Source organism: Sphingomonas sp. H160509, from assembly GCF_024124765.2.
GTDB lineage: Bacteria > Pseudomonadota > Alphaproteobacteria > Sphingomonadales > Sphingomonadaceae > Sphingomonas.
In genome coordinates this window covers 3,079,875-3,103,407 of the sequence record NZ_JAMXSR020000002.1, presented here as the reverse complement: position 1 = coordinate 3,103,407, position 23,533 = coordinate 3,079,875, and the positions used below count along the sequence as shown (strand labels likewise).

General features: G+C 67.6%; 13 protein-coding genes and 4 pseudogenes. 3 read left to right on the top strand and 14 right to left on the bottom strand.

Annotated elements, in window-relative coordinates; all coding sequences use genetic code 11:
• Positions 1 to 27 precede the first annotated feature (27 nt).
• Entirely contained in the window at positions 28 to 270 is a 243-nt protein-coding gene (locus NHF48_RS17060) for a hypothetical protein (protein ID WP_082452997.1), read from the top strand.
• A gap of 43 nt (positions 271 to 313) precedes the next feature.
• Here the strand turns inward: NHF48_RS17060 and NHF48_RS17055 are convergent, their stop codons facing one another.
• The 7 genes and pseudogenes from NHF48_RS17055 to NHF48_RS17025 form a co-directional block, all read right to left on the bottom strand.
• On the bottom strand, positions 314 to 1,117 hold the full coding sequence (locus NHF48_RS17055; protein ID WP_253071780.1) for a DUF815 domain-containing protein: 804 nt from the start codon (positions 1,115 to 1,117) through the stop codon (positions 314 to 316).
• Positions 1,118 to 1,179: 62 nt separating this feature from the next.
• The gene (locus NHF48_RS17050) at positions 1,180 to 1,818 is read right to left on the bottom strand and encodes a tetratricopeptide repeat protein (RefSeq protein WP_263816916.1); all 639 of its coding nucleotides are present in this window, start codon (positions 1,816 to 1,818) and stop codon (positions 1,180 to 1,182) included.
• Positions 1,806 to 2,348: a tetratricopeptide repeat protein gene (locus NHF48_RS17045; RefSeq protein ID WP_253072467.1), complete on the bottom strand. Its 543-nt coding sequence runs from the start codon at positions 2,346 to 2,348 to the stop codon at positions 1,806 to 1,808. The genes NHF48_RS17050 and NHF48_RS17045 overlap by 13 nt, the downstream gene beginning before the upstream one ends.
• 19 nt (positions 2,349 to 2,367) lie before the next feature.
• On the bottom strand, positions 2,368 to 3,090 hold the full coding sequence (locus NHF48_RS17040; RefSeq protein ID WP_253071778.1) for a tetratricopeptide repeat protein: 723 nt from the start codon (positions 3,088 to 3,090) through the stop codon (positions 2,368 to 2,370).
• Between the two features lie 103 nt (positions 3,091 to 3,193).
• Positions 3,194 to 4,553: pseudogene (gene prsR, locus NHF48_RS17035) on the bottom strand (PEP-CTERM-box response regulator transcription factor).
• A complete protein-coding gene (prsK, locus tag NHF48_RS17030) occupies positions 4,550 to 6,589 on the bottom strand; it encodes an XrtA/PEP-CTERM system histidine kinase PrsK (protein ID WP_253071777.1) in 2,040 nt (679 codons plus the stop codon). The pseudogene prsR and the gene prsK overlap by 4 nt, the downstream one beginning before the upstream one ends.
• A gap of 19 nt (positions 6,590 to 6,608) precedes the next feature.
• A pseudogene (locus NHF48_RS17025) lies at positions 6,609 to 7,996 on the bottom strand (TIGR03013 family XrtA/PEP-CTERM system glycosyltransferase).
• Positions 7,997 to 8,220: 224 nt separating this feature from the next.
• On the opposite strand from NHF48_RS17025, the pseudogene NHF48_RS17020 reads away from it, so the two are divergent.
• Positions 8,221 to 9,248: pseudogene (locus NHF48_RS17020) on the top strand (mannose-1-phosphate guanylyltransferase).
• Positions 9,249 to 9,710: 462 nt separating this feature from the next.
• Positions 9,711 to 11,525 carry a DUF885 domain-containing protein gene (locus NHF48_RS17015; protein ID WP_253071776.1) on the top strand — a complete coding sequence of 605 codons (1,815 nt, stop codon included), beginning with the start codon at positions 9,711 to 9,713 and terminating at the stop codon, positions 11,523 to 11,525.
• 438 nt (positions 11,526 to 11,963) lie between these two features.
• Here the strand turns inward: NHF48_RS17015 and NHF48_RS17010 are convergent, their stop codons facing one another.
• The 7 genes and pseudogenes from NHF48_RS17010 to nudC all read right to left on the bottom strand — a co-directional run bounded on the left by NHF48_RS17010 (position 11,964) and on the right by nudC (position 23,385).
• Positions 11,964 to 12,677 carry a glycoside hydrolase family 3 C-terminal domain-containing protein gene (locus NHF48_RS17010; RefSeq protein WP_253071775.1) on the bottom strand — a complete coding sequence of 238 codons (714 nt, stop codon included), beginning with the start codon at positions 12,675 to 12,677 and terminating at the stop codon, positions 11,964 to 11,966.
• Positions 12,650 to 14,293: a glycoside hydrolase family 3 protein gene (locus NHF48_RS17005; protein ID WP_253071774.1), complete on the bottom strand. Its 1,644-nt coding sequence runs from the start codon at positions 14,291 to 14,293 to the stop codon at positions 12,650 to 12,652. Before NHF48_RS17005 ends, NHF48_RS17010 begins: the two co-directional genes overlap by 28 nt.
• Positions 14,294 to 14,378: 85 nt before the next feature.
• A pseudogene (locus NHF48_RS17000) lies at positions 14,379 to 17,919 on the bottom strand (hydantoinase B/oxoprolinase family protein).
• Complete coding sequence (locus NHF48_RS16995; protein WP_274705169.1) at positions 17,916 to 18,992, bottom strand: PLP-dependent cysteine synthase family protein; 1,077 nt, start codon at positions 18,990 to 18,992, stop codon at positions 17,916 to 17,918. The pseudogene NHF48_RS17000 and the gene NHF48_RS16995 overlap by 4 nt, the downstream one beginning before the upstream one ends.
• Before the next feature lie 8 nt (positions 18,993 to 19,000).
• Complete coding sequence (locus tag NHF48_RS16990; protein WP_253071773.1) at positions 19,001 to 21,034, bottom strand: M3 family metallopeptidase; 2,034 nt, start codon at positions 21,032 to 21,034, stop codon at positions 19,001 to 19,003.
• A 10-nt stretch (positions 21,035 to 21,044) separates the two neighbouring features.
• Positions 21,045 to 22,451: an L-serine ammonia-lyase gene (locus NHF48_RS16985; RefSeq protein WP_253071772.1), complete on the bottom strand. Its 1,407-nt coding sequence runs from the start codon at positions 22,449 to 22,451 to the stop codon at positions 21,045 to 21,047.
• Between the two features lie 55 nt (positions 22,452 to 22,506).
• Positions 22,507 to 23,385, bottom strand: coding sequence for an NAD(+) diphosphatase (gene nudC / locus NHF48_RS16980; protein ID WP_253072466.1), 879 nt, complete (start codon positions 23,383 to 23,385; stop codon positions 22,507 to 22,509).
• Between the last annotated feature and the right edge of the window lie 148 nt (positions 23,386 to 23,533).

The window sequence follows — 23,533 nt, the reverse complement described above, 5'->3', positions numbered from 1 at the left end:
TTCTGTTTGTTTAATGCGGAGATGTATATGAAGCTCAAGGCCCTTACTGGCGGCGCACTTGCCGTTGCAATGATGACCACCTCGGTTGCAGCGTCGGCTGCTCCTGCCAGCCTGTCGGTTGCGAACGCACGTGTTGGCTCGGCAACGTCCGGCAAGAACGAGCTCGCAGGCGGCGGCGGCATCTTCGCCCTCCTGATCGTAGCTGGCGTTGCAGCGATCGGCGTTATCGCCATCGTCAACGACAACAACGACGATTCGGACAGCAACTGATGTTGCCGGGCCGGTGCTTCGGCACCGGCCCACCGTTTTGAGATTACAACGCCTTGCCAGCGCGACCGGCTAGATCGACGATATATTGCCACGCGACGCGGCCCGAGCGGCTGCCCCGACGTGTAGCCCAACCGATGGCCTCGCCCGGTTCGAACTCCAGATCATGTGTCGCCGCATAGGCCGCAACGATCGCCAGATATCCTTCCTGATCAAGCGCGTGGAAGCCCAGGCTGAGGCCAAAGCGATCAGACAGCGCCAGATGATCGTCCGCCGAGTCGCGCGGATTGATCGCACTTTCCTGTTCGGCGATGTCCCGCGGCGCCAGATGCCGTCGATTGGCGGTCACCAGCAATCGCACATTGGCAGGCCGGGGTTCCGCCCCACCCTCCAGCATCGACCGAAGCGCACGCGCCTCCGCCGGAACGTCGAACCCGAGATCGTCGACGAACACCACGAACGCGCGTTCCACCTGGCCCAAGGCCGCAAACAGCGTCGGCAGTCCGGCAAGCTCGGTGACCTCGACCAGCGCAATGTCGCCGCCCGAACCCTGCACGTCTGCCACCGCGCTTTTGACGAGCGCCGACTTGCCGGTTCCCCGTGCACCCCACAGCAGGACGTCCTGCGCGGCATGACCCGCCGCGAGATGGCGCAGATTGGCCAGCAGCGATGCCTTCTGGCGATCAACACCGATAAGCATATCCAACGGCAACGGCGCAAACCCACGCGCTGGATGGAGTACCCCGCCACGCCACGCATAGGCAGGGTGCGCCCGCGGATCGGCGGCCGGTGGTGGCGGTGGCGACAGTCGCTCGAGTGCGGCGGCGATGCGGTCCAGCGGATCGGTCATGCGCGGCTTCTGACGATACGCCTTCCCAGAGGCAAGGGTTCCGAAGGCAGGACCGGCAGCGTTCAGCCAAGCTGGCGGCGGTGGCCCCCGATCACCGCATCGCCCGGCGCGAGTCGCACCGCTTTGTCTAGCAACTGGCGCGCGCCACCGACGTTCCCGCTCGCCGCCAAGGCGACACCATAAGCATCCGCCGCAGCCGCACTCATCGGCGCGAGACTATACGCAGCGTTACCGTAGCGAACCGCAATGGCGCCGTCGTCGCTACCCGCATAGGCGAGCGCAAGGTCGCTTAATACGCCACCATCCCGGTTGCCGACCCTTCGCCGCACGCCCTCCAGCGTCTCGATAGCCTTGTCCCAATCCCCGGACGCGACCTGCCAGTGGCCCAGGAGACGGAGCCCGGTCAGGCTTTGCGGGTTCTGCGACAGATACAGCGCCAACGAGGCCGCTGCGTCCTGCGCGCGCCCCGCCCGGCCGAGCGCATCGACCAGACGCAACATCGTCGGTTCGTCGAACGACAGATCCGCCGCCCGCGCATAGACCCCGGCCGCCTCGGGATAGCGCCCGGCAAAAGCCAGTGCGTCCCCAAGCGCCAGTTGCGCGGCGGGCGCGCCAGGACCCGCCGCGACGAGCGCCCGCGCCCGAGCAATTGCGCCGGCAGTATCCCCACGCGCGATCTGGCCGCGGATCACGCCCAGCACATAGGTTGGGTCGTTCGACGCAGCATCGGCAACGGCCAACAACGCACCGACCGAATCGTCCGTACCGAAGATCGCAGAAGGCGCCGTCCGCCCCCCGCTGCACGATCGAGGAATTGCGCCGCGGTCGAGGTATCCCCGGTCGCGTCGAACGCCCGCGCGATCGTCGTCAGCGCGTAACTGTCCGCATCGGCGCGCAGCCCGATCGGGCGCAGCACGCCCAACGCCGCCTGCGCATCCCCAGACCGAAGCAGCGCCGCGCCCAGCAGTCGGCGCGCGGTCACGTTGAGCGGCTGGATCGCGACCAGCTGTCGCCACGTCACCGCCGCCTGTTCGAATTTGCCCCGCGCATAGTAGAGACTGCCCGACAGCAGCATCGCGCCCGGCAAGCCGGCAACCGCGCCGCCGGTTCGCTGCAGCAGTCCGCGCGCCAGATCGATGCGTCCTGCGCGCGCTGCCAATACCGCCTGGAGGTACAACGCCTGCGGGCTGCCCGGCCGCGCCAGCAGCGCGCGACGCGTCGCCGCCAGCATGTCGGCATTCCGACCCGCCTCACCCAGCGTCGCCGCATATTCGATCAGCGCGGGGTGATAATAGGCGTCGCGCTGCAACGCCGCCTCGAACCACGGCAGCGCGGCAACGAGCCCGTAGCGGCTGCGAACGACCTCCCCCTGCAACGTCAGTGCCGCCGGTTCGCCCCGCGCCAGCGTCACCGCGCGCGCCCGCGGCAACGGACGCACCACCGACATCGCCAGCCGTCAACCGGACGCGGCCGAGATCCGTCCACGCCGCGCCATCGTTCGGCATCTGATCGAGCAGGGCGCGAAGCACCGCCTGCGCCTCCACCGGCTTGCCTTGCGACGCCAGCGCCCGTGCCTGGATTCGCGCAGCGTACCCGGCATACCGCGGTTGCGCCTGCGCAGCCTCGTTGATCGCGCCATCGGTGTCGTCCTGTAGCAATCGCGCATGTGCCTGAAGCTGATGCAGGCGATCCGCGGGCAACCCCGCGTCGGTCGCCCGCGCCAGTTCCGCCTCTGCCGCAAGCCCGTCGCCCAGTTCGAGATACGCGCGCGCCAGCACCGCATGCGCGATCCCCAACGTCGGGGCAGCTTTGATCGCGGCCTGCGCGTTGGTCCGCGCGGCACTGTAGTTCCCTGCTGCCAGCGTCGTCAGGCTGTCGATAAGCGACCGGCGCGCATCTGGCCGTGGCGGACGGGTCGCGAGGGCGATCGCGATACCGACGATCAGCAGGCAGAGGACGCCGATCGCAACCAAGCGTGTATATCTCGCGGTAACGACGCCGCGCATTTTCAGGCGCCGACGCCGGCCCCGGCTCAGCAACGGATAGCGATGCGTGTGCGTCGCCGCGGATCCGGTCTCAGGCATGGAGATCATAGCTTTTCAGGAGGTCGTACAAGGTTGGACGGCTGATCCCGAGCAACCGCGATGCGCCCGAGATATTGCCGTCGGCGCGCGCCAGCGCCTGGCGGATCGCTTTCCGGTCGGCGAGTTCGCGAGCCGCGCGCAGGTTGAGCGCGGCGGCCTCCTCGCTCTTTCCGTCGAGGTCGAGATCGGTCGCCGTGACGAGCTTGCCGTCGGCCATGATGACCGCGCGCTTGATCCGGTTCTCCAACTCGCGGACGTTGCCCGGCCAGCCCCAGCCGTCGATCGCGGCGCGCGCATCAGGGGCGAGGCCGGTGACAACGGGGTTCATCGTCCGAGCATAGCGCGTGACGAAGTGCCGCGCGAGCAGCACCGCATCGCCGGTCCGCGCGGCCAATGCCGGTATCCGCACGACGATCTCCGCGAGCCGATAATACAGGTCTTCGCGGAACCGCCCGTCCGCGACCATCGCGTCGACGTTCTGGTGGGTCGCGCAGACGATGCGCGTATCGACCGGGATCGCCTTGCGCCCACCAACGCGTTCGATCACGCGCTCCTGGAGGAAGCGCAACAGCTTCACCTGGAGCGCGAGCGGCACGTCGCCGATCTCGTCGAGGAACAGCGTCCCGCCCGCAGCCTGCTCGATCTTGCCCTCGGTGGTCTTCACCGCGCCGGTGAACGCACCCTTTTCGTGACCAAACAGTTCGCTCTCGAGCAACGTCTCGGGGATCGCCGCGCAGTTGATCGCGACGAAATTCCCCCGCGACCGTGGCGACGCGTCGTGCAGTCCGCGCGCGAGCAGTTCCTTGCCCGTACCGCTCGCGCCGAGCAGCATCACCGAGACATTGGCGGGCGCAACTCGCTCCAGGGTGCGCGTGACCACCGCCATCTCGGGCGAAGCGCTGATCAACCCGCCGAACCCGCCGGCGTCGATCCGCGCGGCAAGCCGGCGATTTTCGGCCTCCAGGGCATGGACGTGAAACGCACGGCTGACGATCATGCCGAGCGCGTCGATGTCGATCGGCTTGGCATAGAAGTCCCAGGCGCCATCCGCGATCGCCTGCAACGCACTGTCGCGCGCGCCGTGCCCGGAGGCAACGATCACCTTGGTATCCGGCTTCATCGCTAAAATATCGCGCAGAGTCGCAAACCCCTCGGTGACTCCGTCCGGATCGGGCGGCAGGCCCAGGTCCAGCGTGACGACCGCGGGCTCATGCGCGCGCACCGCATCGAGCGCCTGCGCACGATCGCTCGCCACGACGATCTCATACCCCCTCATACGCCCAGCGCAATTGCCGCTGCAGCCCGAGGTCATCCTCGACGATCAGCAGGACGGGACGTTCGTTGCCGCTCACGCCGCCACCTCCAGCGCCGCGACCGCGGGCAGCAGAATGCGGAAGCGCGTACCCTCCCCCTCGCGGCTGGCGACGTCGAGCGCGCCACCCATCGCATGCACCAGTTGCCGCGCCTCGAACGCGCCGATCCCGAAGCCGGCAGGCTTGGACGACACGAACGGCTTGAACAGCTGGTCGCGGACGAAGCCCGGCGTCATGCCGCAGCCATGGTCGATCACGTCGATCGCGACCTGTTCGCCGATCGTCTCGACGACCAGTAAAACAGGCGCATCCGCAGCGCTCGCCTCGACCGCATTCTGGACCAGCTGCCCCAGCACCTGTTCGAGGCGCGCCGCGTGCCCGAGCGTCCAAACCGGACCGCCCTGCGCGACAATCGGGTGCTGCGCCTTGCGATCGGCCGCGACTCGCTCGACGATAGTGGCGACGTCGATCGGCTGGAGCGGTTCGCCGCGGACGGGCCCATGCTGCGAAAGGCGGGCAAGCAGCGCGTTCATGCGATCGGACGAGTCCTTGAGAGTAGCGACCATGTCGACACGAAAATCGGGATTGTCCGCGTGCCGCTCGGCGTTGCGCGCAACCAAGGTCAATTGGCTTACAAGATTCTTGATATCGTGGAGAATGAACGCGAACCGGCGATTGAACTCGTCGAACCGAGCCGCATCCGCCAGCGCCGCATGCGCGCGATCCTCGGCAAGGTAACTCGCCGCCTGCCGACCCGCGACTCGGAGCAAGTCAAAATCCTCCCAGTCGAGCGCCCGGTCGACCGGTGGGCGCGCCAGCACGATCGCGCCAACCAGCGCGCCGCCGTGCACCAGCGGCACGATCGCCCACGCCTCGGGACAGTCGCGGAGCCAGTCGGGAACGCTCGCCAAATCGTCGCTTGGCGCGGTACCGGCGCGGACGCGGTCCAGTTCGACGATCCGCGCGTCCTGCGCGAGATACCGCGCCAACGTCTCATCGCGTGGACCATCGGCGACTCCCGCCCAGTTCCACGTCGCGCCCGGCCCAAGCGACGCTCCATCGGGCACCAGCAACAGCCCCCCGGGCGAGTCGGTCAGGTCGGCGATCGACTTCACCACGCGACAATCGAGCGACTCCGCGCCAGAATCGGGTCGACCCAGCGTATCGGTGAAGCGCTGCCACTCGGCACGGTAGTCATAACGGTGGCGAAACAGGTGCTTGGCCACCTTCACTTTGGCCCATGCCCGCAGCCAAGGCGTCGAAAGCAGCGCCACCACGATCGCCGTCGCGCCGAACACGATCGCCGTCTGCGCCACCCGCGCATAGGGCCCGGCAAGGCCGGCGACGATGGCGGTCGCAAGCGCGGTGATGCCCGCGTAGAGGACCAGCGCGATCGCCGACAAGGCTCGCACCGCGATCGGTCGCGACAAGGCGAGCGTCCACTCGCCGCTGCGATGCACGCCAACGACGAGCAGCGCCGCGACGCCGATCATCACGACACCCCGCGCGACGAACGCGATTGGCGCCGCCACCGTCGAGGCATAGGCCAACGCCGCCACCAACAGGTCGACGCCCCACATCGCGGCAAGCGCCAGCATCACCAGCCGGACGCCGCCTCGCGATGCGGGCGCGGCCTGATACAGATGATGCGTGAGGACCAGCGCGCTCACCGCCTCCATCATGCCGAGCATCGCGCGGGCGGACGCGACCGCGGCGAACGCCTCGTCATGCACCACGGCCATTTCCACGAACGCGAGCAGCGCCGCGGCACCGGCGAGCGTCATCACCACCAGATACACCGCGTCCAGCGCCCGGTTGCCGGTGCGATCGCGCCGCACCATTGCCAGCATGAACCCGAGCCAGGCGACATCGCGACCGCTCGCCGCGACGCGAGTCGCGATGTCCTGCGCGCCGATCCCCGCGACCGCGAGCGCCCACAGGCTGGTCGCGACCAGCGCCACCAGCAATGCCCGATGCGGCCAATGCCCACTTGGCCGCCGCATCTGCCCAAGCGCCACCGCGCCAAACAGCAACGCGGCAAGCGCATGGCCCCACAGGACCAGGGTCGCGATCACGCGCGGTCAGCTACGAAAATCACCGCGCGCCTGCCGGCCACAACACCACGCGGAGCGTCTGCAACAGGATCAGCATGTCAAGGAACGGCGAATAATTCTTCGCGTAATACAGGTCGTATTCGAGCTTGTGCCTCGCATCCTCGATCGACGCGCCATACGGATAGTTGATCTGCGCCCAGCCGGTGATCCCAGGCTTCACCATATGCCGCTCGGCGTAGAACGGCAGCTGCTCCTCGAGCTGCTGGACGAACTGCGGGCGTTCGGGGCGCGGACCGACGAAGCTCATCTCGCCCTTCAGCACGGTCCAGGTCTGCGGCAGTTCGTCGATCCGCACCTTCCGGATGAAGCGACCGATCCGGGTGATCCGCGGATCGTCCTCCGCTGCCCAGACCGCCTTGCCCGCGACCTCGGCGTCCTGCCGCATCGACCGCAGCTTGAGGATGTCGAAACCCTCGTTGTAGAGCCCGACGCGACGCTGGCGATAGAACGCCGGCCCCTTCGACTCGAGTTTGATCGCGATCGCGGTGAGCAGGATGATCGGCAGCGTGACGACCAGCAGCAGTCCGCTGGCGACGATGTCGAACGCGCGCTTGAACACGCTCGACAGCATCCGGCTGGAGGCGAACCCGTCGGAGAAGATCAGCCAGGACGGGTTGACGCTCTTCAGGTCGATGCGCCCCGTCTCGCGTTCGAGGAAGCTCGATATTTCGCTGACCTGCACGCCGGTGGTGCGGACGCGGAGCAGATCCTTCATCGGCAGGGCGTTGCGGCGTTCGTCGAGCGCCAGCACGACCTCGCTCGCATTCTGGTCGACGATATGCGCGGCGAGATTGGGGATATCGGCGCGCGGCATCGCGCCTTGGACGACCGGGTCCGCCTCGCCCATCAGGACGAAGCCCGCGACGACGAAGTTGACGCCGGGTTGTGCGGCCAGCGTCTCGATCCGCGCCGCGCGGGTGCCGGCGCCGAGCACGACGATCCGCCGCTTGAACGTCTCGCCCCCGAGCGTCTTGCCGAGCACCGCACGGACCGTGACGAGCAGGACGGTCGCAATCACGGTCGAGTAGAGCAGGTTCGATCGCCACAGCGCGAGCGGGGGACGAGGAAGAAGATCAGCGACAGGAACATCACGCCCAGCGAGAGCGCCACCGCCAGCCGCGCGGCGGCAAAACGCAGCGACAGGAACGACGCGACGCCATACGCCCCGACCGCGACCAGCGAGACCTGCAATGCGAGCGCGAACGTCAGCAACTGCGCGATCCGGGTATGGATCGGGCCGACCTCCATGCCGATCTGATGCGCGCGGAGGATCCAGCCGATCTCCGCCGACGCGATCAGCAACACCGCATCGACAAGGCCGAGCAGGAGGACCGCATAAGGTACGTAATGCTTGAAGAGCCGTATCATCGTCCGCTATCCCGACGCACCAGTGTAAACGCTTCCGACACCTGAACGCCACGTTTCGCAGTAAAACACCAAAAAAGCCTGAAGACTGCATGCCAATCCGATCATTCGGCGATTGGCGCGCGAAATTGCCACGTTATAGCTCGGCGCCAGCAGGAGGCTTCATGACCGCACGTAAGATCGTTCCCGTTATTCTTTCAGGCGGTTCGGGCACGCGCCTCTGGCCGATGTCGCGCCCCGAAATGCCCAAGCAGATGCTGGCGCTGACCGCGGACGAGACGATGCTGCAGCTGACCGCGGGCCGCGCGTTCGGCGAACGCTTCGCCGCGCCGATCGTTGTCGCCAATGCGCGTCACGCGGACCTCGTCGAGCAGCAGCTTGCCGAGGCAGGCGCGACTCCGCAGGCGCTGATCCTGGAGCCGATCGGTCGCAACACCGCCCCCCGCCATCGCGCTCGCCGCGATTGCCGCCGGTGGCGGCGGCGACGCGCTGCTGGTGATGCCGTCGGATCACGTCATCGGCGATGTCGCGGCCTTCCACGCAGCGATCGAGGCGGCGATGCCGCTCGTCACGCAAGGGTGGCTCGTCACGTTCGGCATCGCACCCGACGCGCCCGGAAACCGGCTATGGCTGGATCCAGATCGGCGACGAGCTTCAGCCCGGCGTCAACCGCGTCGCGCGGTTCGTCGAGAAGCCCCCGCTCGACAAGGCTCAGTCGATGCTAGCCAGCGGCGATCACGCCTGGAACGGCGGGATTTTCCTGTTCCTCGCCGACGCCTATCTCGAGGCGCTCGCACAGTTCGATCCGGGCATCCTCACCGCCACGCAGGAGGCGATGGACAAGGCACGTACCCAGGGCTCGCGGATCTATCCCGACTCGACCGCGTTCGCCGCCTCGCCCGACGATTCGATCGATTACGCGGTGATGGAAAAGGCCGACCGGGTCGCGGTTGTGCCGGTCGCGATGGGCTGGAACGACGTGGGCAGCTGGGACGCGCTCCACGCGATCAGCGACACGGACGGCGACGGCAACGCGCACCGCAGCCACGGTGACGGCGCCGTGCTCGCGATCGACACGAAGAATTGCTTCGTCCGCAGCGACGGCGTCCGCGTCTCGCTGGTCGGCGTCGAGGACCTGATCGTGGTCGCGAGCGGCAACGACGTACTGATCATGCCACGCGGCCGCAGCCAGGAAGTGAAGAAGCTCATCGAGGCGATGAAAAACGCTGCAAAGAACGCCGCGCCGACCAGCTGAGGTCAGGATACAGGATCGGTCCGGCCGTGCGCCGGGCCGATCGAACTACGGTTTCCTGCGGGTCTTCGGCACCTGCGACAGGCGCGTGAGCAGCGTCGGGATGTCCTCGGTGATCATCGTGTCCGTGGGAGTCTGCCACGACGAGCGCAATCTTTCGCCGACATCGTGCAATCGTGCGCCGGCTTCACGCCTGCCGGCTTCACGCCTGGATGTCTCGTCTCGCACGTCTACCTCACCTACGCATACACCCGACGGCATCCTTCGGGGGGTAAGGACACCGCCGGGCTCTCGGGTCAAACCGACGATATCCCCGCTTGTTCCGGCAGTTTCCCGCGGTTTTGCCATATGCGCATGTTTCGCGCCGGATCCGGCCGCAGACGCGTCGAAATTCCAGTTTCCGAAGCGCTGGCGATCCGGACCGAGATCGGTTTAGATGCGCCAAAGTTCACGGGAGAATTCGTCATGGATCGTCGCCAGTTCCTCGCATCGGGCGGCGTTGCCGCGCTCGCCACAACGCTGCTGCCGTCGTCGGCCTTCGCGCAGTCGAGCGGCGACACCGCGCTCAACGCCGATTTCGAGCGCATCTTCCAGGCGAGCGTCGCGCGGTCGCCCGAACTCGCGACGTCGCTCGGTCTCGACAAGGGGCCGCTAGCATCGCTGAAGGGGCAATTGTCGCCACGCACACCCGACAAGCGCGCGCGCGACGTCGCCGAGACCAAGGCCGCGCTCGCCAGTCTCGCTCGCTACGACGGCGCGGGCCTGTCACCCGCCGCCAAGCTCAACCTCGAAGTCGTCCGCTACTCGCTCGCCACGCAGATCGCCGCACCCGAGAAATTCGGCATGGACAGCCCGATCCGCCCCTATCGGATCTTCCAGCAGGGCGGCGCCTATTTCCAGGTGCCCGACTTCCTCAACACCGCGCACACGATCAACGCCACCCCGGATGCCGAGGCGTATCTGTCGCGGCTCGACCAGTTCGGCACGGTGCTCGACCAGGAAAGCGCGATGCAGCAAGCGGAGGCGGCACGCGGGCTGCTCGCACCCAGCTGGTCGCTCGACTTGACGCTCGGCCAGATGCGAAAACTGCGCAGCCAGCCTGCCGCCACGTCGAGCATAGTCCAGTCGCTGGTGAAGCGCGCGACAGCGAAGGGCCTGACCGGCGACTGGCAGGCACGCGCCGCGAAGATCGTCGACGCGAAGGTCTATCCCGCGCTCGACCGCCAGATCGCGCTGATCGAGCGGCTGAAACCGACCACGAAGCCCGGTGACGGAATCTGGCGCGTGCCCAATGGCGACGCGATCTACGCGATGGCGCTGAACCAAGCGACGACCACGACGATGAGCCCGGACGAGGTCCACCGCATCGGCCTGGCGCAGGTCGCCGAGATCACCGCGCAGCTCGACACGATCCTGAAGTCGCAAGGGTTCACTACCGGCACGGTAGGCGAGCGCTTGGCGAAGCTGAACGTGACGCCGGACCAACTCTACGCGAACACCGCGGAGGGCCGCACCGAGCTGATCGCCGGCCTGAACGACGGCATCAAGGCGATGTACGCCAAGCTGCCCCAGGCCTTCTCCGAAGTGCCGACGCAGCCGCTCGAGATTCGTGCGGTCCCGGTCGAGATTCAGGACGGCGCGTCGAACGGCTATTACAACCGCGCCTCGCTCGATGGCAGCCGCCCGGCGATCTACTTCGTCAATCTGAAGGACGTCGGCGACTGGCCGAAATACACGCTGCCGTCGCTCACCTATCACGAGGGCGTGCCGGGGCATCACCTGCAGATCAGCCTCGCGCAGGAATCGAAGGACATCCCGACGCTGCGGAAGATCGGCTTCTTCTCGGCCTATTCGGAAGGCTGGGCGCTGTACGCGGAGCAGCTCGCCGATGAACTCGGTGCGTATGCGTCGCCGCTGGAACGCGCCGGGTATCTCCAGTCGTTCCTGTTCCGCGCGACGCGACTGGTGGTCGATACCGGCATCCATGCGAAGCGCTGGAGCCGCGAGAAGGCGACCGACTACATGGTCGCGACGACCGGCTTCGCCCGGCCGCGCACGCAGCGCGAGGTGGAACGCTACTGCACGCAGGCCGGGCAGGCATGCAGCTACAAGGTCGGCCACATGGCATGGACGCGCGCACGAGTGAAGGCGAAGGCGGCGCTGGGCGACAAGTTCGACCTGAAGCAGTTCCACGACATCCTGAAGGAAGGCGCGATGCCGCTCACGATCCTGGAACGCCGCGTCGATGAGCGGATCGCGGCGATGAAGGCGAGGGGATAACCGAGCACCCTTATCCTCCCCGGCAAGGGGAGGTGGCGCCGAAGGTGACGGAGGGGGAGGACACGCAACCCCGGTGATTCCTCACCTCCCCCTCCGTCTGGCAAGCGCCAGCCACCTCCCCCTGGCGGGGGAGGATCAGGTGGATCGATCGGGATCGCTTCGACCCTTCCCTCTCCCAACGAGAGAGGCGACGAATACGGTACGACGTAAGGGGGGTCTTCGCCTGGCGACGGACCTTCACCCTATGCCGCTTTCCGGCAGCGTCGCCTCACCCGATCTGCGTCGGGTCATGCGCCCCGCCCCACACCGTTCGTACCGAGTAGAGACCGAGTAGCCCTCTTGGGCGTATCGAGGGGCTCGTATCGAGGTACAGGTTCCGCGCGACAACCGGTCCCTCGATACGCCGTCTCGATACGCTCCTACGAAGCTACTCGTCGCCTACTCGGGACGAACGGGAGAGCCCTCACTTCCCCCACGATCCAGCGTCTGCGCCGCAACCCGCACCGTCACCGTCTGCACGACATCCGCCGCCGACGTCGCCAGCATTACCTTGTAGTCGCCGCCAGCGATCTTCCACCCACCGCTCGCGACATCGAACGTCGCCAGCAATCGCGGATCGATCGTCACCGACACGGCCTGCTCGGAACCCGGCGCGAGATCGACCTTGCGGAAAGCCCCCAGCCGCTTCGGCGCCTCCCAGCCCGCACCCGACACATAGACCTGCGCGACCGCCTTGCCCTGCACCGCACCAATATTCTTCACCGAGAACCCGGCCTTGATCCCCTTGCCCTGCGGCGCGGCGGTCAAACCACCCATCGCGAAATTTGTATAGGAAAGCCCGTAGCCGAATGGGAACAGCGGCTTGGCGCCGGTCTTGTCGAACCACTTATAACCGACCGCAGCGCCCTCGATGTCGTAATTGCCCATCGGATGCGAATCGCGGTCGAGCTTCGGGTCACCCTCGAGCTTCGGGCGCGGGATCTGCGCGAGCGACGCCGGGAAGGTCGCGGGCAGATGCCCCGACGGGTTGACCTCGCCGGTCAGCACGCGCGCGATCGCCTCGCCGCCAGCCGTGCCCGGATACCACGCCTCCAGCACCGCCCCGACCTTACCGAGCCACGGCATCACCACCGGCCCGCCGGTTTCGAGCACCACCACCGTCTTTTTTGTTCGCCCCCCGCCACCGCGTCGATCAGCGCGTTCTGGCCAGCCGGCAGGTTCAGGTCGGGCACGTCGAACGACTCGCCGGTCCACTGCTCGCCGAACACGACGACGACGTCCGCTTTCCGCGCCGCCGCGGCAGCCGCCTTGACGTCCTTGCCGTCGAGATACGTCACGGTCGCGCCGCTCCGCGCCTGCAAGGCCTTCATCGGCGACGACGCGTGATACGTCTTGGGGCCGGGAAAGCCGCTCGGGAATTCGTCCGCCACGATCAGGCCGTTGGCCGGGGCATTGTGCGAATAGACTTGGCTCGAACCGCCACCCGACAACACGCCGACATCGGCATGCGCGCCGATCAGCAGGATCGACTTGGCGGTCTTGGCGATCGGCAACAGCCCCGCGGTGTTCTTGAGCAGGACGATGCCCTCCTCCGCATCCGCGCGGGTTACCGCGGCATGCCCGGCGTAATCGATCGTCGTCGCGCGATCGCCCGCCACGACCTTGTCGAACGCTCCTACGGAAAACATCCCCCACAGCACGCGCCGCGCCATGTCGGTCGCGCGCGCCTCGGTCACATGACCGTTGTTGACCGCCTCGCGCAGCGCATCCGCAAAATAGGCCGAGCGATCGAACGCCCAGCCCGATTGCTGGTCGAGCCCGGCATTGGCCGCCTCACTGGTCGAATGCGTCGCGCCCCAGTCGGACATGACATAGCCCTTGAAGCCCCAATCGCGCTTCAGCACCGTGTTGAGCAGCCAGTCGTTCTCGCACGCATAATGGCCGTTCACGCGGTTGTACGAGCACATCACCGAGCCGGGCTGGCCGACCTCGTTGGCGATCTCGAACGCGAGCAGGTCGGACTGGCGTGCCGCCTGTTCACCGATCTTGTGATCGATGTTGTTCCGGTTCGTCTCCTGGCCGTTGAAGGCGTAATGCTTCATCGTCGATACGACGTGCTGCGACTGGATCCCCTTGATCTCGTGGCCAGTGATGACGCCCGCCAGCAACGGATCCTCACCGCCATATTCGAAATTGCGGCCGTTGCGCGGCTCGCGCGTCAGGTTCATCCCGCCCGCGAGCTGCACGTTGAAGCCCGACAGGAACGCCTCGTTGCCGATCATCGCGCCACCGGCCTGCGCCAGTTCGGGGTTCCAGGTCGACGCGGTCGCGATCCCGGAGGGCAGCGAGGTGCGCAGACGCGGCGTCGGCCCGCGCTGGCTGGCGACACCGACGCCAGCATCGGTCTGCCACTGGCTGGGGATGCCGAGCCGCGGGATGCCGGGCACGATCCCGGCGGACGCGGCCAGCCCGTTCTTCGGATAGACCCAGTTCTTGACCGGCGTCTTGAGCCAGTCTGCATTGGTCGCAAAGTAACCAAAGGTGAGCTGCAGCTTCTCGTCGAGCGTCATCTCCTTGAGGAGCAAATCGACGCGCGCATCGGCGCCCAGCGCAGTGTTCATCCATGGCCGCGCCTTGGGAGCCTCGGTCCGCGCCGCCGCCGCACCGGGTGCGTTGTTGGTCGTCTGCGCCACGGCGGGCGCTGCGATCGCCAGCACCGATCCCGCCAGCAATCGGACGAACAGGGCGCGGGAACGGGATGCGGTCATGGTCTTCACTTTCAGGCTGATCGAATGCCGTGTGTGCCGCGTTCGTCGCGTTACCGCAACCAGCGGTCGCTCGGCACGTGTGCGATCATGCCTGCCCGAAGCCACCCCCGCCGGGCGTCTCGATCACGAACACGTCGCCGGCGTGCATGTCGACCTTGGCGGTCGAGCCGAGATGTTCGACGCTGCCATCCGCGCGCTCGACCGATGCCGAGCCGAGCCCGCCACTGTCACCGCCGGCCATCCCAAACGGCGGGATGCGGCGGCGGTTGGCGAGGATGCAGGCGGTCATGTCCTTGAGGAAGCGCACGCGCCGCGTCGCCCCGTCGCCGCCGTTATGCGCGCCTGCCCCACCCGAGCCGCGGCGGATTGAGAATTCCTCCAGCAACACGGGGAAGCGCGTCTCGAAGATCTCGGGGTCGGTCAGCCGGCTGTTCGTCATGTGCGTCTGGATCACCGATGCGCCATCGAAGCCGGGGCCCGCGCCTGCCCCGCCGGCGATCGTCTCGTAATATTGGTGCACGGCGTTGCCGAAGGTGAAGTTGTTCATCGTCCCCTGGCTCGCCGCCATCGCGCCGAGCGCGCCGAACAGCGCGTCGGTGACGACCTGGCTTGTCTCGACGTTGCCGGCGACGACCGCAGCCGGATAGCGCGGGTTGAGCATCGAGCCTTCGGGCACGCGGATGGTGACGCCGCGCAGGCAGCCGTCGTTGAGCGGCACCGCCTCGTCGATCAGAGCGCGGACGACGTAGAGCACGGCCGCGCGGACGATTGAGACGGGGGCGTTGAAGTTGGTCGGGCGCTGATCGCTGGTGCCGGCGAAGTCGACAACCATCGTTGCGGCCTCGCGGTCGACGCGGACGGCCACGCGGACGACTGCGCCGTCATCCATCTCGTACGCGAACGCGCCGTCGTCGAGCGTTGCGATCAGGCGGCGGACGGCGGCGTCGGCATTGGCCTGGACGTGTTCCATGTAGGCCGCGACGACGTCCGTGCCGTACTCGTTCGCGAGTCGCGTGAGACCAGTCGCGCCGCGTGTGCAGGCTGCCAGCTGTGCGGCGAGATCAGCGATATTCTGGTCGACGTTGCGTGCGGGATAGGGGCCGGACGCGAACACCGCGCGCAATTCCGCTTCTAGGAAGCGACCTTCGTCGACCACCAGCACGTCGTCGAGCAGAACGCCCTCTTCCTCGACGGAGCGGCTCTCGGGCGGCATTGATCCGGGCGTGATACCGCCGACGTCTGCGTGATGCCCGCGGGCGGCTACGAAGAATGCCGGCGCATCGCCGTCATCGGCAAACACCGGCATGATGACGGTGATGTCGGGGAGGTGCGTGCCGCCGCGATACGGCGCGTTGAGCGCGTAGGCGTCGCCGCGGCGGATACCGCGGCCGTCTGCGCCGCCGCTTCGTGCGTCGATGATCGTGCGGATGCTCTCGCCCATCGAGCCCAGATGGACGGGGATGTGCGGGGCGTTGGCGACGAGGTTGCCGTGCGCGTCGAACAGCGCGCAGCTGAAGTCGAGACGTTCGCGGATGTTGACCGAGGCGGCGGAGCGCTGAAGCGCGGCGCCCATTTCCTCGGCGATGCTCATGAACAGACCGGCGAAGATCGCCAGCCGGACGGGATCGGATTCGGTGCCGATGCTAGCGCCGACGCGCGGTGCGATACGGTCGAGGATCAGATTGCCGATCGGATCGACGCGCGCGCGCCAACCCGGCTCGACAATGGTGGTCGAGACGCTGTCGAGGATCAGCGCGGGGCCGTCGATGGCGTGGCCGGCGGGGGAGGCCTTCGCGCGCCAGCACCGGCGTGTCGTGCCATGCGCCCGCCATGTAGACGGGGGCGACGGACAGCGGCGACGCTGGCTCTTCGGGGAACGAGACAAGCGCGGCATCGGTCGGCGGACTCTCGGCGATCGCCTCGGCAACGATCCGGTCGGCGATCAGCGGCGCCTCGCTGCCGAACCCGAACTGGGCGATGTGCGCGGCGTCGAACGCGGCGATCATCGCTGCCGGTTCGGCGAGATCGAGTTCGATGGTGTGGTCGGTCTGGCCTCGGCGCAAATGCACGCGGCGTTCGATCCGGACGTCGTCCGCCGTGACGCCCTGCGCCACCAGCGCGTCGCGCGCGGCCTCCGCCAGCCCGTCCAACGCTTTGACGATCTCAGCGTAATTCGCGAACGCCGCGCCCGACGTAGCCTCGCGAAGAACCCGGCGGTCGGCCAGCCCCATTCCGTATGCCGACAGCACCCCGGCCAGCGGGTGGATCATCACCCGGTCCATCGCCAGCGCATCGGCGACGAGGCACGCATGCTGCCCCCCGGCCCCGCCGAAGCACGCCAGCGTGTAGCGCGTCACGTCATGCCCGCGCGCGACGGAGATCGTCCGGATCGCATTCGCCATGTTCGCCACCGCGACCGCGACGAACCCCTCCGCTGCAACTTGCGGATCGAGCGGCAACTCCGCGAACCGGGCGGTCACCGCCTCGGCATCGAGCGGCTGGTCGCCTGCCGCGCCGAACAGCGCCGGGAAGAATTCGGGGCGAACCTTGCCAAGCATCACGTTGCAGTCTGTCACGGTCAGCGGCCCACCGCGGCGGTAGCACGCAGGCCCCGGCACCGCGCCTGCGCTCTCGGGGCCGACGATCAGTCGCTCGCCGTCGAACCGGCAGATCGAGCCGCCGCCTGCCGCGACGGTATGGATCCGCAGCATCGGCGCGCGGATGCGGGCGCCGGCGATCAGCGTCTCGGTGTCGCGCTCGTACGTGCCGGCGTAGTGCGAGACATCGGTCGAGGTGCCGCCCATGTCGAAGCCGATGATCTGTTCGAACCCGGCCTCGCGCGCGGTCGCGGCCATGCCGACGATGCCGCCCGCCGGCCCCGACAGGATCGCGTCCTTGCCGCGAAAGCCTGCGCCGTCGACCAGCCCGCCCGACGACTGCATGAACAACGCGCCCTGCCCCAGCGCGTCGCTCAGGCCCGCGACATAGCGATCGACGACCGGCGACAGATACGCATCGACGACGGTCGTATCGCCGCGCCCGATCAGCTTTATGAGCGGCGCGACGCGGTGGCTGACCGAGATTTGGGTGAAGCCGATCTCGGCTGCGATTGCCGCCAGCGCCTCCTCGTGCGCGGTGAAGCGATAGCCGTGCATGAGGACGATCGCGACCGCGCGCAGGCCGCTCTCGAACGCCGCCTGCAAGCCCGCGCGCGCGGCGTCGCCGTCGAGCGGACGGAGCACATCGCCGTCCGCCCCGACCCGCTCGTCGATCTCAACGACATGCGCGAACAAGGGCGGCGGACGGTTCACGTCGCGCGCAAAAATGTCGGACCGTTCCTGGTGGCCGATCAGCAGCGCATCGCCGAACCCGCGGGTGATCGCGAGACACGTCGGCTCGCCCTTGCGTTCGAGCAGCGCGTTGGTCGCGACCGTCGTCCCGATCCGCAGTTCGAGCGACACATCCGCCCCCTCGGTCAGCCGCCGGATCGCCTCGACCGCGGCATCATCATAGCGCTCGGGATCTTCCGACAGCAGCTTGGCGGTGACGATCCGCCCGTCCGGTTGCCGCGCGACGACGTCGGTGAACGTGCCGCCGCGGTCGATCCAGAACTGCCATGTGGTCATCGGTTACTCAGCCCAGAAATTGCGTCATCCGCGCCGCGGGATCGGTCCATGCGACCCCGCGATCGTCGAGCCATGAATCGTCGTAATAGGTACAGCCATAGCGGTCGCCGCCATCGCACAACAGCGTGACGATGCTCCCCGTCTCGCCCGCCGCCGCCATCTCCTCGACGATCTGCGCGCAGGCCCACAGGTTGGTCCCGGTCGAGCCGCCGACGCGCCGGCCGAGCCGGTCGGACAGCGCGCGCATCGCACCGATGCTGTCGGCGTCCTCGACCGCGATCATCCGGTCGATCACGCTCGGCACGAAGCTCGGCTCGACGCGCGGCCGCCCGATCCCCTCGATCCGCGACGCGCACCCCCTCGGGCAACGCGACCACCGAGCGGTCCTCGAAATGCCGGTGGAAGACCGAATGCACCGGGTCCGCGACGCACAGTTTCGTGTCGTGCCGGCAATAGCGGATGAAGCGCCCGATCGTCGCCGACGTGCCGCCGGTCCCCGCGCCGCAGACGATCCAGGACGGGCACGGATGCTCCTCCTCGGCCATCTGCGCGAATATGCTTTCGGCGATGTTGTTGTTGCCGCGCCAGTCGGTCGCGCGCTCGGCGTAGGTGAACTGGTCGAGATAGTGCCCGCCGGTTTCCGCCGCCAAGCGGTGCGAGACCGCGTAGACGGTGCGCGGATCGTCGACCATGTGGATCTCGCCGCCGTGGAAGCGGATGGCGTCGAGCTTGGGCTTGGCGGTGGTCGCGGGCACCACCGCGATGAAGCGCAGCCCCAGCATCCTGGCGAAATACGCCTCCGACACCGCGGTCGATCCCGACGAGGATTCGATCACCGTCGTCTCGGGCCCGATCCATTCGTTGCACAGCGCGTACAGGAACAGCGACCGCGCGAGCCGGTGCTTGAGGCTGCCGGTCGGGTGCGAACTCTCGTCCTTCAGGTACAGCACGATGCCGGGATAGCGCGGCAGATTCACCCGGATCAGATGCGTGTCGGCGGACCGGTTGTAGTCCGCCTCGATCCGCCGCACCGCCTCCGACAACCAGCGCCGGTCGACGCGTTTCCCCGTCATTGCAGGCGTCATTGCAGCCCGTGGCGGACCAGCATCGCGGTCGGCTCGGGATCACGCCCGCGGAACGCGCGGAAGCTGTCCGCCGCTGGCCGCGTTGCCCCGCGCGCGAGCACTTCCTCGCGGAACCGGTCGCCGGTCTTGCGATCGACTAGCCCCGCTTCCGCGAACGCCTCGAAGCCATCGGCCGCCAGCAACTCGGCGTAGAGATAGCTGTAATAGCCCGACGCGTACCCGCCAGCGAAGATGTGGCTGAACGCGTGCGGGAAGCGGTGCCATTCGGGCGGGCGGATCACCGCCACCTCGTCGCGTACCGCCTCGATCACTTCGATCGGATCGCTGCCCATCGTGCCGAGATGGAGCAGCAGGTCGAACAGCGCGAACTCGACCTGGCGCAGGATGAACATCCCTGCCTGGAAATGCCGCGCCTTCACCATCCGCTCGAACAGGTCGGCGGGGAGCTTCTCGCCGGTCTTGTAGTGGCCGGACATGCCGGTCAGCACGTCCTTGTCCCAGGCGAAATCCTCCATCAGCTGGCTCGGCAGCTCGATCGCGTCCCACTCGAACCCGTTGGTGCCGGCGATGCTAGGTCGGTTCACCTTGGTGAAGAGCAGGTGGATGCAGTGCCCGGTCTCGTGCAGCAGCGTGGTCACGTCGTTGTGGCTCAGCAGCGACGGCGTCTCACCGCCATCCGGCGCGAAATTGCAGACGAGATACGCGACCGGCACCGTGACGGTGTTGCCGTCGTGCAGCCGCGGCCGCGCCTGCGCCATCCACGCGCCACCGCGCTTGCCAGTGCGCGCGTGGAGATCGAGATACAGCCCGGCGAACACCGTCCCGCTCTCGTCCACCACGTCGAAGAATCGCGCATCGTCGTGATACAACGACACATCGTCGCGCTCGACGAGCTTGATGCCGAACAGCCGCTGCATCAGCGTCTGCCAGCCTTCCATCACGCGCTCGACCGGGAAATACGCCTTCACCACCTGCGCATCGACCGCGTAGCGATCCTGCCGCAACCGGTTCGACACGAAGCCCGCATCCCAGGGCTCGAAATCGGCGATCCCGAGATGCTCGGCGGCAAACGTCTTCAGTTCGGCAAGGTCACGCTCCGCCGCCGGCTTCGCGCGCCGCGCCAGATCGCGCAGGAAGGCGATCACCTCGGCGCCATTGGGGGCCATCTTGGTTTCCAGCGACCACGCGACCGGATCGGTGAAGCCGAGCAGCTTCGCACCCTCATGCCGCAGTTCGAGGATCCGCGCGATCCGGGCGCTGTTATCGAACTCGCCCGCGTTCGGCCCCTGGTCCGACGCGCGCGTCGCGAACGCGCGGTACATGCGGGCGCGCAACCCACGGTTCTCGGCGAAGGTCAGCACCGCGTTGACGCTCGGCTGCTGCAAAGTAACGAGCCAGCCTTCCAGCCCCTTAGCCTTGGCGGCATCCGCGAACATCGCCTTGTCCGCGTCCGAGATCCCGGCGAGGTCCGCCTCGTCCGTCACCAGTTCCGACCATGCGTCGGTCGCATCGAGCACCGCGCTGCCGAACTCGTTCGACAGGCCCGACAGCTCGACCGAAATCTCGCTGAACCGATCGCGCGCCTCGGGCTCCAGCGCCACGCCCGACAGCGTGAAGTCGCGGATCGCCTGCTCGACCGCGACCCGGTCCTCGGTCGCCAAGTCGGCGAACTCGGGCGACACGCTCAGCGCCACGAACACCTCGTACAGGTCACGGTTCTGCCCGACCTTCATGTCGTTCTCGACGAGCCGCTTCTGCCCCTCCGAATACGCGGCGCGCAGCTCGGGCGTGTCCGCGACGCCGTGCAGGTGCGACACCGCCGACCAGATCGCGCCGATCTCGGTATTCGCGCGCTCGTACGGCAGCCACGCGCCCGCGAAATCGGTCGGCCGCGCGGTCGTCAGCGCCTCGACCATCGCCTCATGCCGCGCGATCGCCTCATCGAGTGCAGGCGCGATCTGGTCGGGCGACAGCTCGGCGAAACGGGGCAGCGACAGCGTATCGAGAAGCGGGTTCGTCGGAGCAGTCATGGGAAATCCTTCAGCATTCGACGACGTTGACGGCCAGGCCACCAAGCGACGTCTCCTTATATTGCGAGCGCATGTCCTCACCGGTCTGGCGCATCGTCTCGATCACCGCATCGAGGCTGACGATATGGCGACCGTCCCCCCGCAGCGCCAGATACGCGGCGTTGATCGCCTTGATCGCACCCATCGTGTTGCGCTCGATGCACGGAATCTGGACCAGCCCGCCGATCGGATCGCAGGTGAGACCGAGATTGTGCTCCATGCCGATCTCGGCGGCGTTCTCGATCTGCGCATTGGTGCCGCCGAGCGCCGCGACGAGAGCACCCGCCGCCATCGAGCATGCCACGCCGACCTCGCCCTGGCATCCCATCTCCGCCGCGGAAATCGACGCGCGCTTCTTGTAGAGGAAGCCGATCGCCGCTGCGGTGAGCAGGAAGTCGTGCGCGCCCTTCGCCGTCGGATCCTTGGTGAAGGTCTCGTAGAAGCGCAGCACCGCCGGCAACACACCTGCCGCGCCATTGGTCGGCGCGGTCACGACGCGGCCACCAGCCGCGTTCTCCTCGTTCACCGCGAGCGCATACAGGCTGACCCATTCGAACACCGCGGAGGGATCGGCCGCGGTGTCGCGCGCCTGCAACCCCTCGAACAGCGCCTTCGCCCGACGCGGCACCTTCAGCCCGCCCGGCAGGATACCGCCCTGCCGACACCCACGATCGATCGACGCGAACATGGCACCGCGGACGGCATCGAGGAACGCGTCGGTCTCGCTCTCAGGCCGCCACGCGATCTCGTTCTCGCGGACGATGTCGGCGATCGTCATCCCCGTCGCGTCGCCGGTCGCGAGCAGTTCCGCCCCCGACGAGAATGGCCGCGGCAAAAGGATGTTCGCCTTGACCGGCCCCGATCCCGCCTCGACGATCGCGCCGCCACCGATCGAGAAATAGGTCCGCTCGACACTGCGCCCGTCACCGAACGACGCGGTGAACGTCACCGCATTGGGATGCCCCGGCAGGAACGTCTGCGCATGGAACAGCAGATGCTGGCTCTCCTCGAACCCGATCTCGACCCGCTCGGCAAGCATTAGGCGTCCGCTAGACCGGATTGCCGCCAACCGCACCGGGATCAGGTCGGGATCGATCGTCTCCGGCTGCGCGCCACTCAGTCCCAGCATCACCGCGCTGTCGGTCGCATGCCCGCGCCCGGTCAGCGCCAGCGATCCGTACAGGTCGACGCGCACCGCCACCGGCTTCTCGTCCGCGACCAGATCCGCGAACAGCCACGCCGCGCGCATTGGCCCGACGGTATGCGAACTCGACGGCCCGATCCCTATCGTGAACAGGTCGAGGATGCTGATCGCCTGGTGGCAATCGGGGCGAGCGCGAGTCTGCTCGTCCGGGCGATCAAAGGTCAGCGGAGTCATGCATCGCCGTTACGAGACTATACCCCGCGCCGTCCATCCGAAGCTGACGCAGCGCCTATTCCCCCGCCCATTCCTTGAGCAGCGTATAAGCAATCGCATAGGGCGGCGGCGCGACGAACGGCCCCTCCTCCCCGCGTAACACCGCACGCACCATCTCGCGCGGCACCCACATCGCATCCTCGAGCTCGTTCACGTCCAGCGTGATCGCATCGTCCTCCGCCTCCGCGACGCACGCCATCATCAGCGAAGACGGAAAGGGCCAAGGCTGGCTCGCGACATAGCGCACCTTGCCGACCCGAACCCCCGACTCCTCGAGGATCTCGCGCGCGACCGCCTCCTCGATCGATTCGGCCGGCTCGACGAAGCCCGCGAGCGCAGAATACCGACCCGGCGGCCATCCCTTCCCGCGCCCGAGCAGCGCACGCCCGTCATGCTCGGCAATCATGATCACCACCGGATCGACCCGCGGGAAATGCTCGGTCCCGCAGTTCGGGCATTTCCGTGCCCACCCCGCCCGGAACGGCTCGGTCGGCGAACCGCACTTCGCGCAGAAGCCATGCCGGACATGCCAGTCGATCACGCTGCGCGCACCCGCATACGTCGCCGCCTCACCCGGCGCGAGCGCAGCCAGCACCGCCATCAGCGCAGGCGACCGCATCGCCGGCGCGTTGTCGACACGCATCCCGTTCAGCAGCGCCGCGAAATGCGGCCGCCCGCTCTCGTCGAGCCCTAGCAGGATCGGCTCGGCATCGTCCGGCATATCCGCCATCGACGTCCAGGCGAGATGCCCGTCATCGGTCGTGCCCGGCAGCAGCCCGTCGAGCACCAGCAGCCGCGCACGCCAGTCGCGCTGCGCCGCCGCCAGCCCCTCTGGATCGTGGCGCAGCGCATCGGACCGGTCGAGCATCCCACCGGTAAACCCAGGTGCGTCCATCACGCTCATCGGCGCAACCTCGCCGCATCCTGGAGCAGCGCCGCGACCACCTGCTGGCGGAGCGGTATCCGGTCCGCCGGGAAGTAATTGACCATCACGTTGCCGCGCGAATGCTTCGACGGATCGACCCACGCGATCGTACCCGCCG

What these genes read in the sequence shown, in the direction of transcription:
- NHF48_RS17060 (WP_082452997.1), top strand. Translation starts at nt 28, where the DNA reads ATGAAGCTCAAGGCCCTTACTGGCGGCGCACTTGCCGTTGCAATGATG.
- NHF48_RS17055 (WP_253071780.1), bottom strand. Translation starts at nt 1,117, where the DNA reads ATGACCGATCCGCTGGACCGCATCGCCGCCGCACTCGAGCGACTGTCG.
- NHF48_RS17045 (WP_253072467.1), bottom strand. Translation starts at nt 2,348, where the DNA reads ATGCTGGCGGCGACGCGTCGCGCGCTGCTGGCGCGGCCGGGCAGCCCG.
- NHF48_RS17015 (WP_253071776.1), top strand. Translation starts at nt 9,711, where the DNA reads ATGGATCGTCGCCAGTTCCTCGCATCGGGCGGCGTTGCCGCGCTCGCC.
- NHF48_RS17005 (WP_253071774.1), bottom strand. Translation starts at nt 14,293, where the DNA reads ATGACCGCATCCCGTTCCCGCGCCCTGTTCGTCCGATTGCTGGCGGGA.
- NHF48_RS16995 (WP_274705169.1), bottom strand. Translation starts at nt 18,992, where the DNA reads ATGACGGGGAAACGCGTCGACCGGCGCTGGTTGTCGGAGGCGGTGCGG.
- NHF48_RS16990 (WP_253071773.1), bottom strand. Translation starts at nt 21,034, where the DNA reads ATGACTGCTCCGACGAACCCGCTTCTCGATACGCTGTCGCTGCCCCGT.
- NHF48_RS16985 (WP_253071772.1), bottom strand. Translation starts at nt 22,451, where the DNA reads ATGACTCCGCTGACCTTTGATCGCCCGGACGAGCAGACTCGCGCTCGC.
- nudC (WP_253072466.1), bottom strand. Translation starts at nt 23,385, where the DNA reads ATGGACGCACCTGGGTTTACCGGTGGGATGCTCGACCGGTCCGATGCG.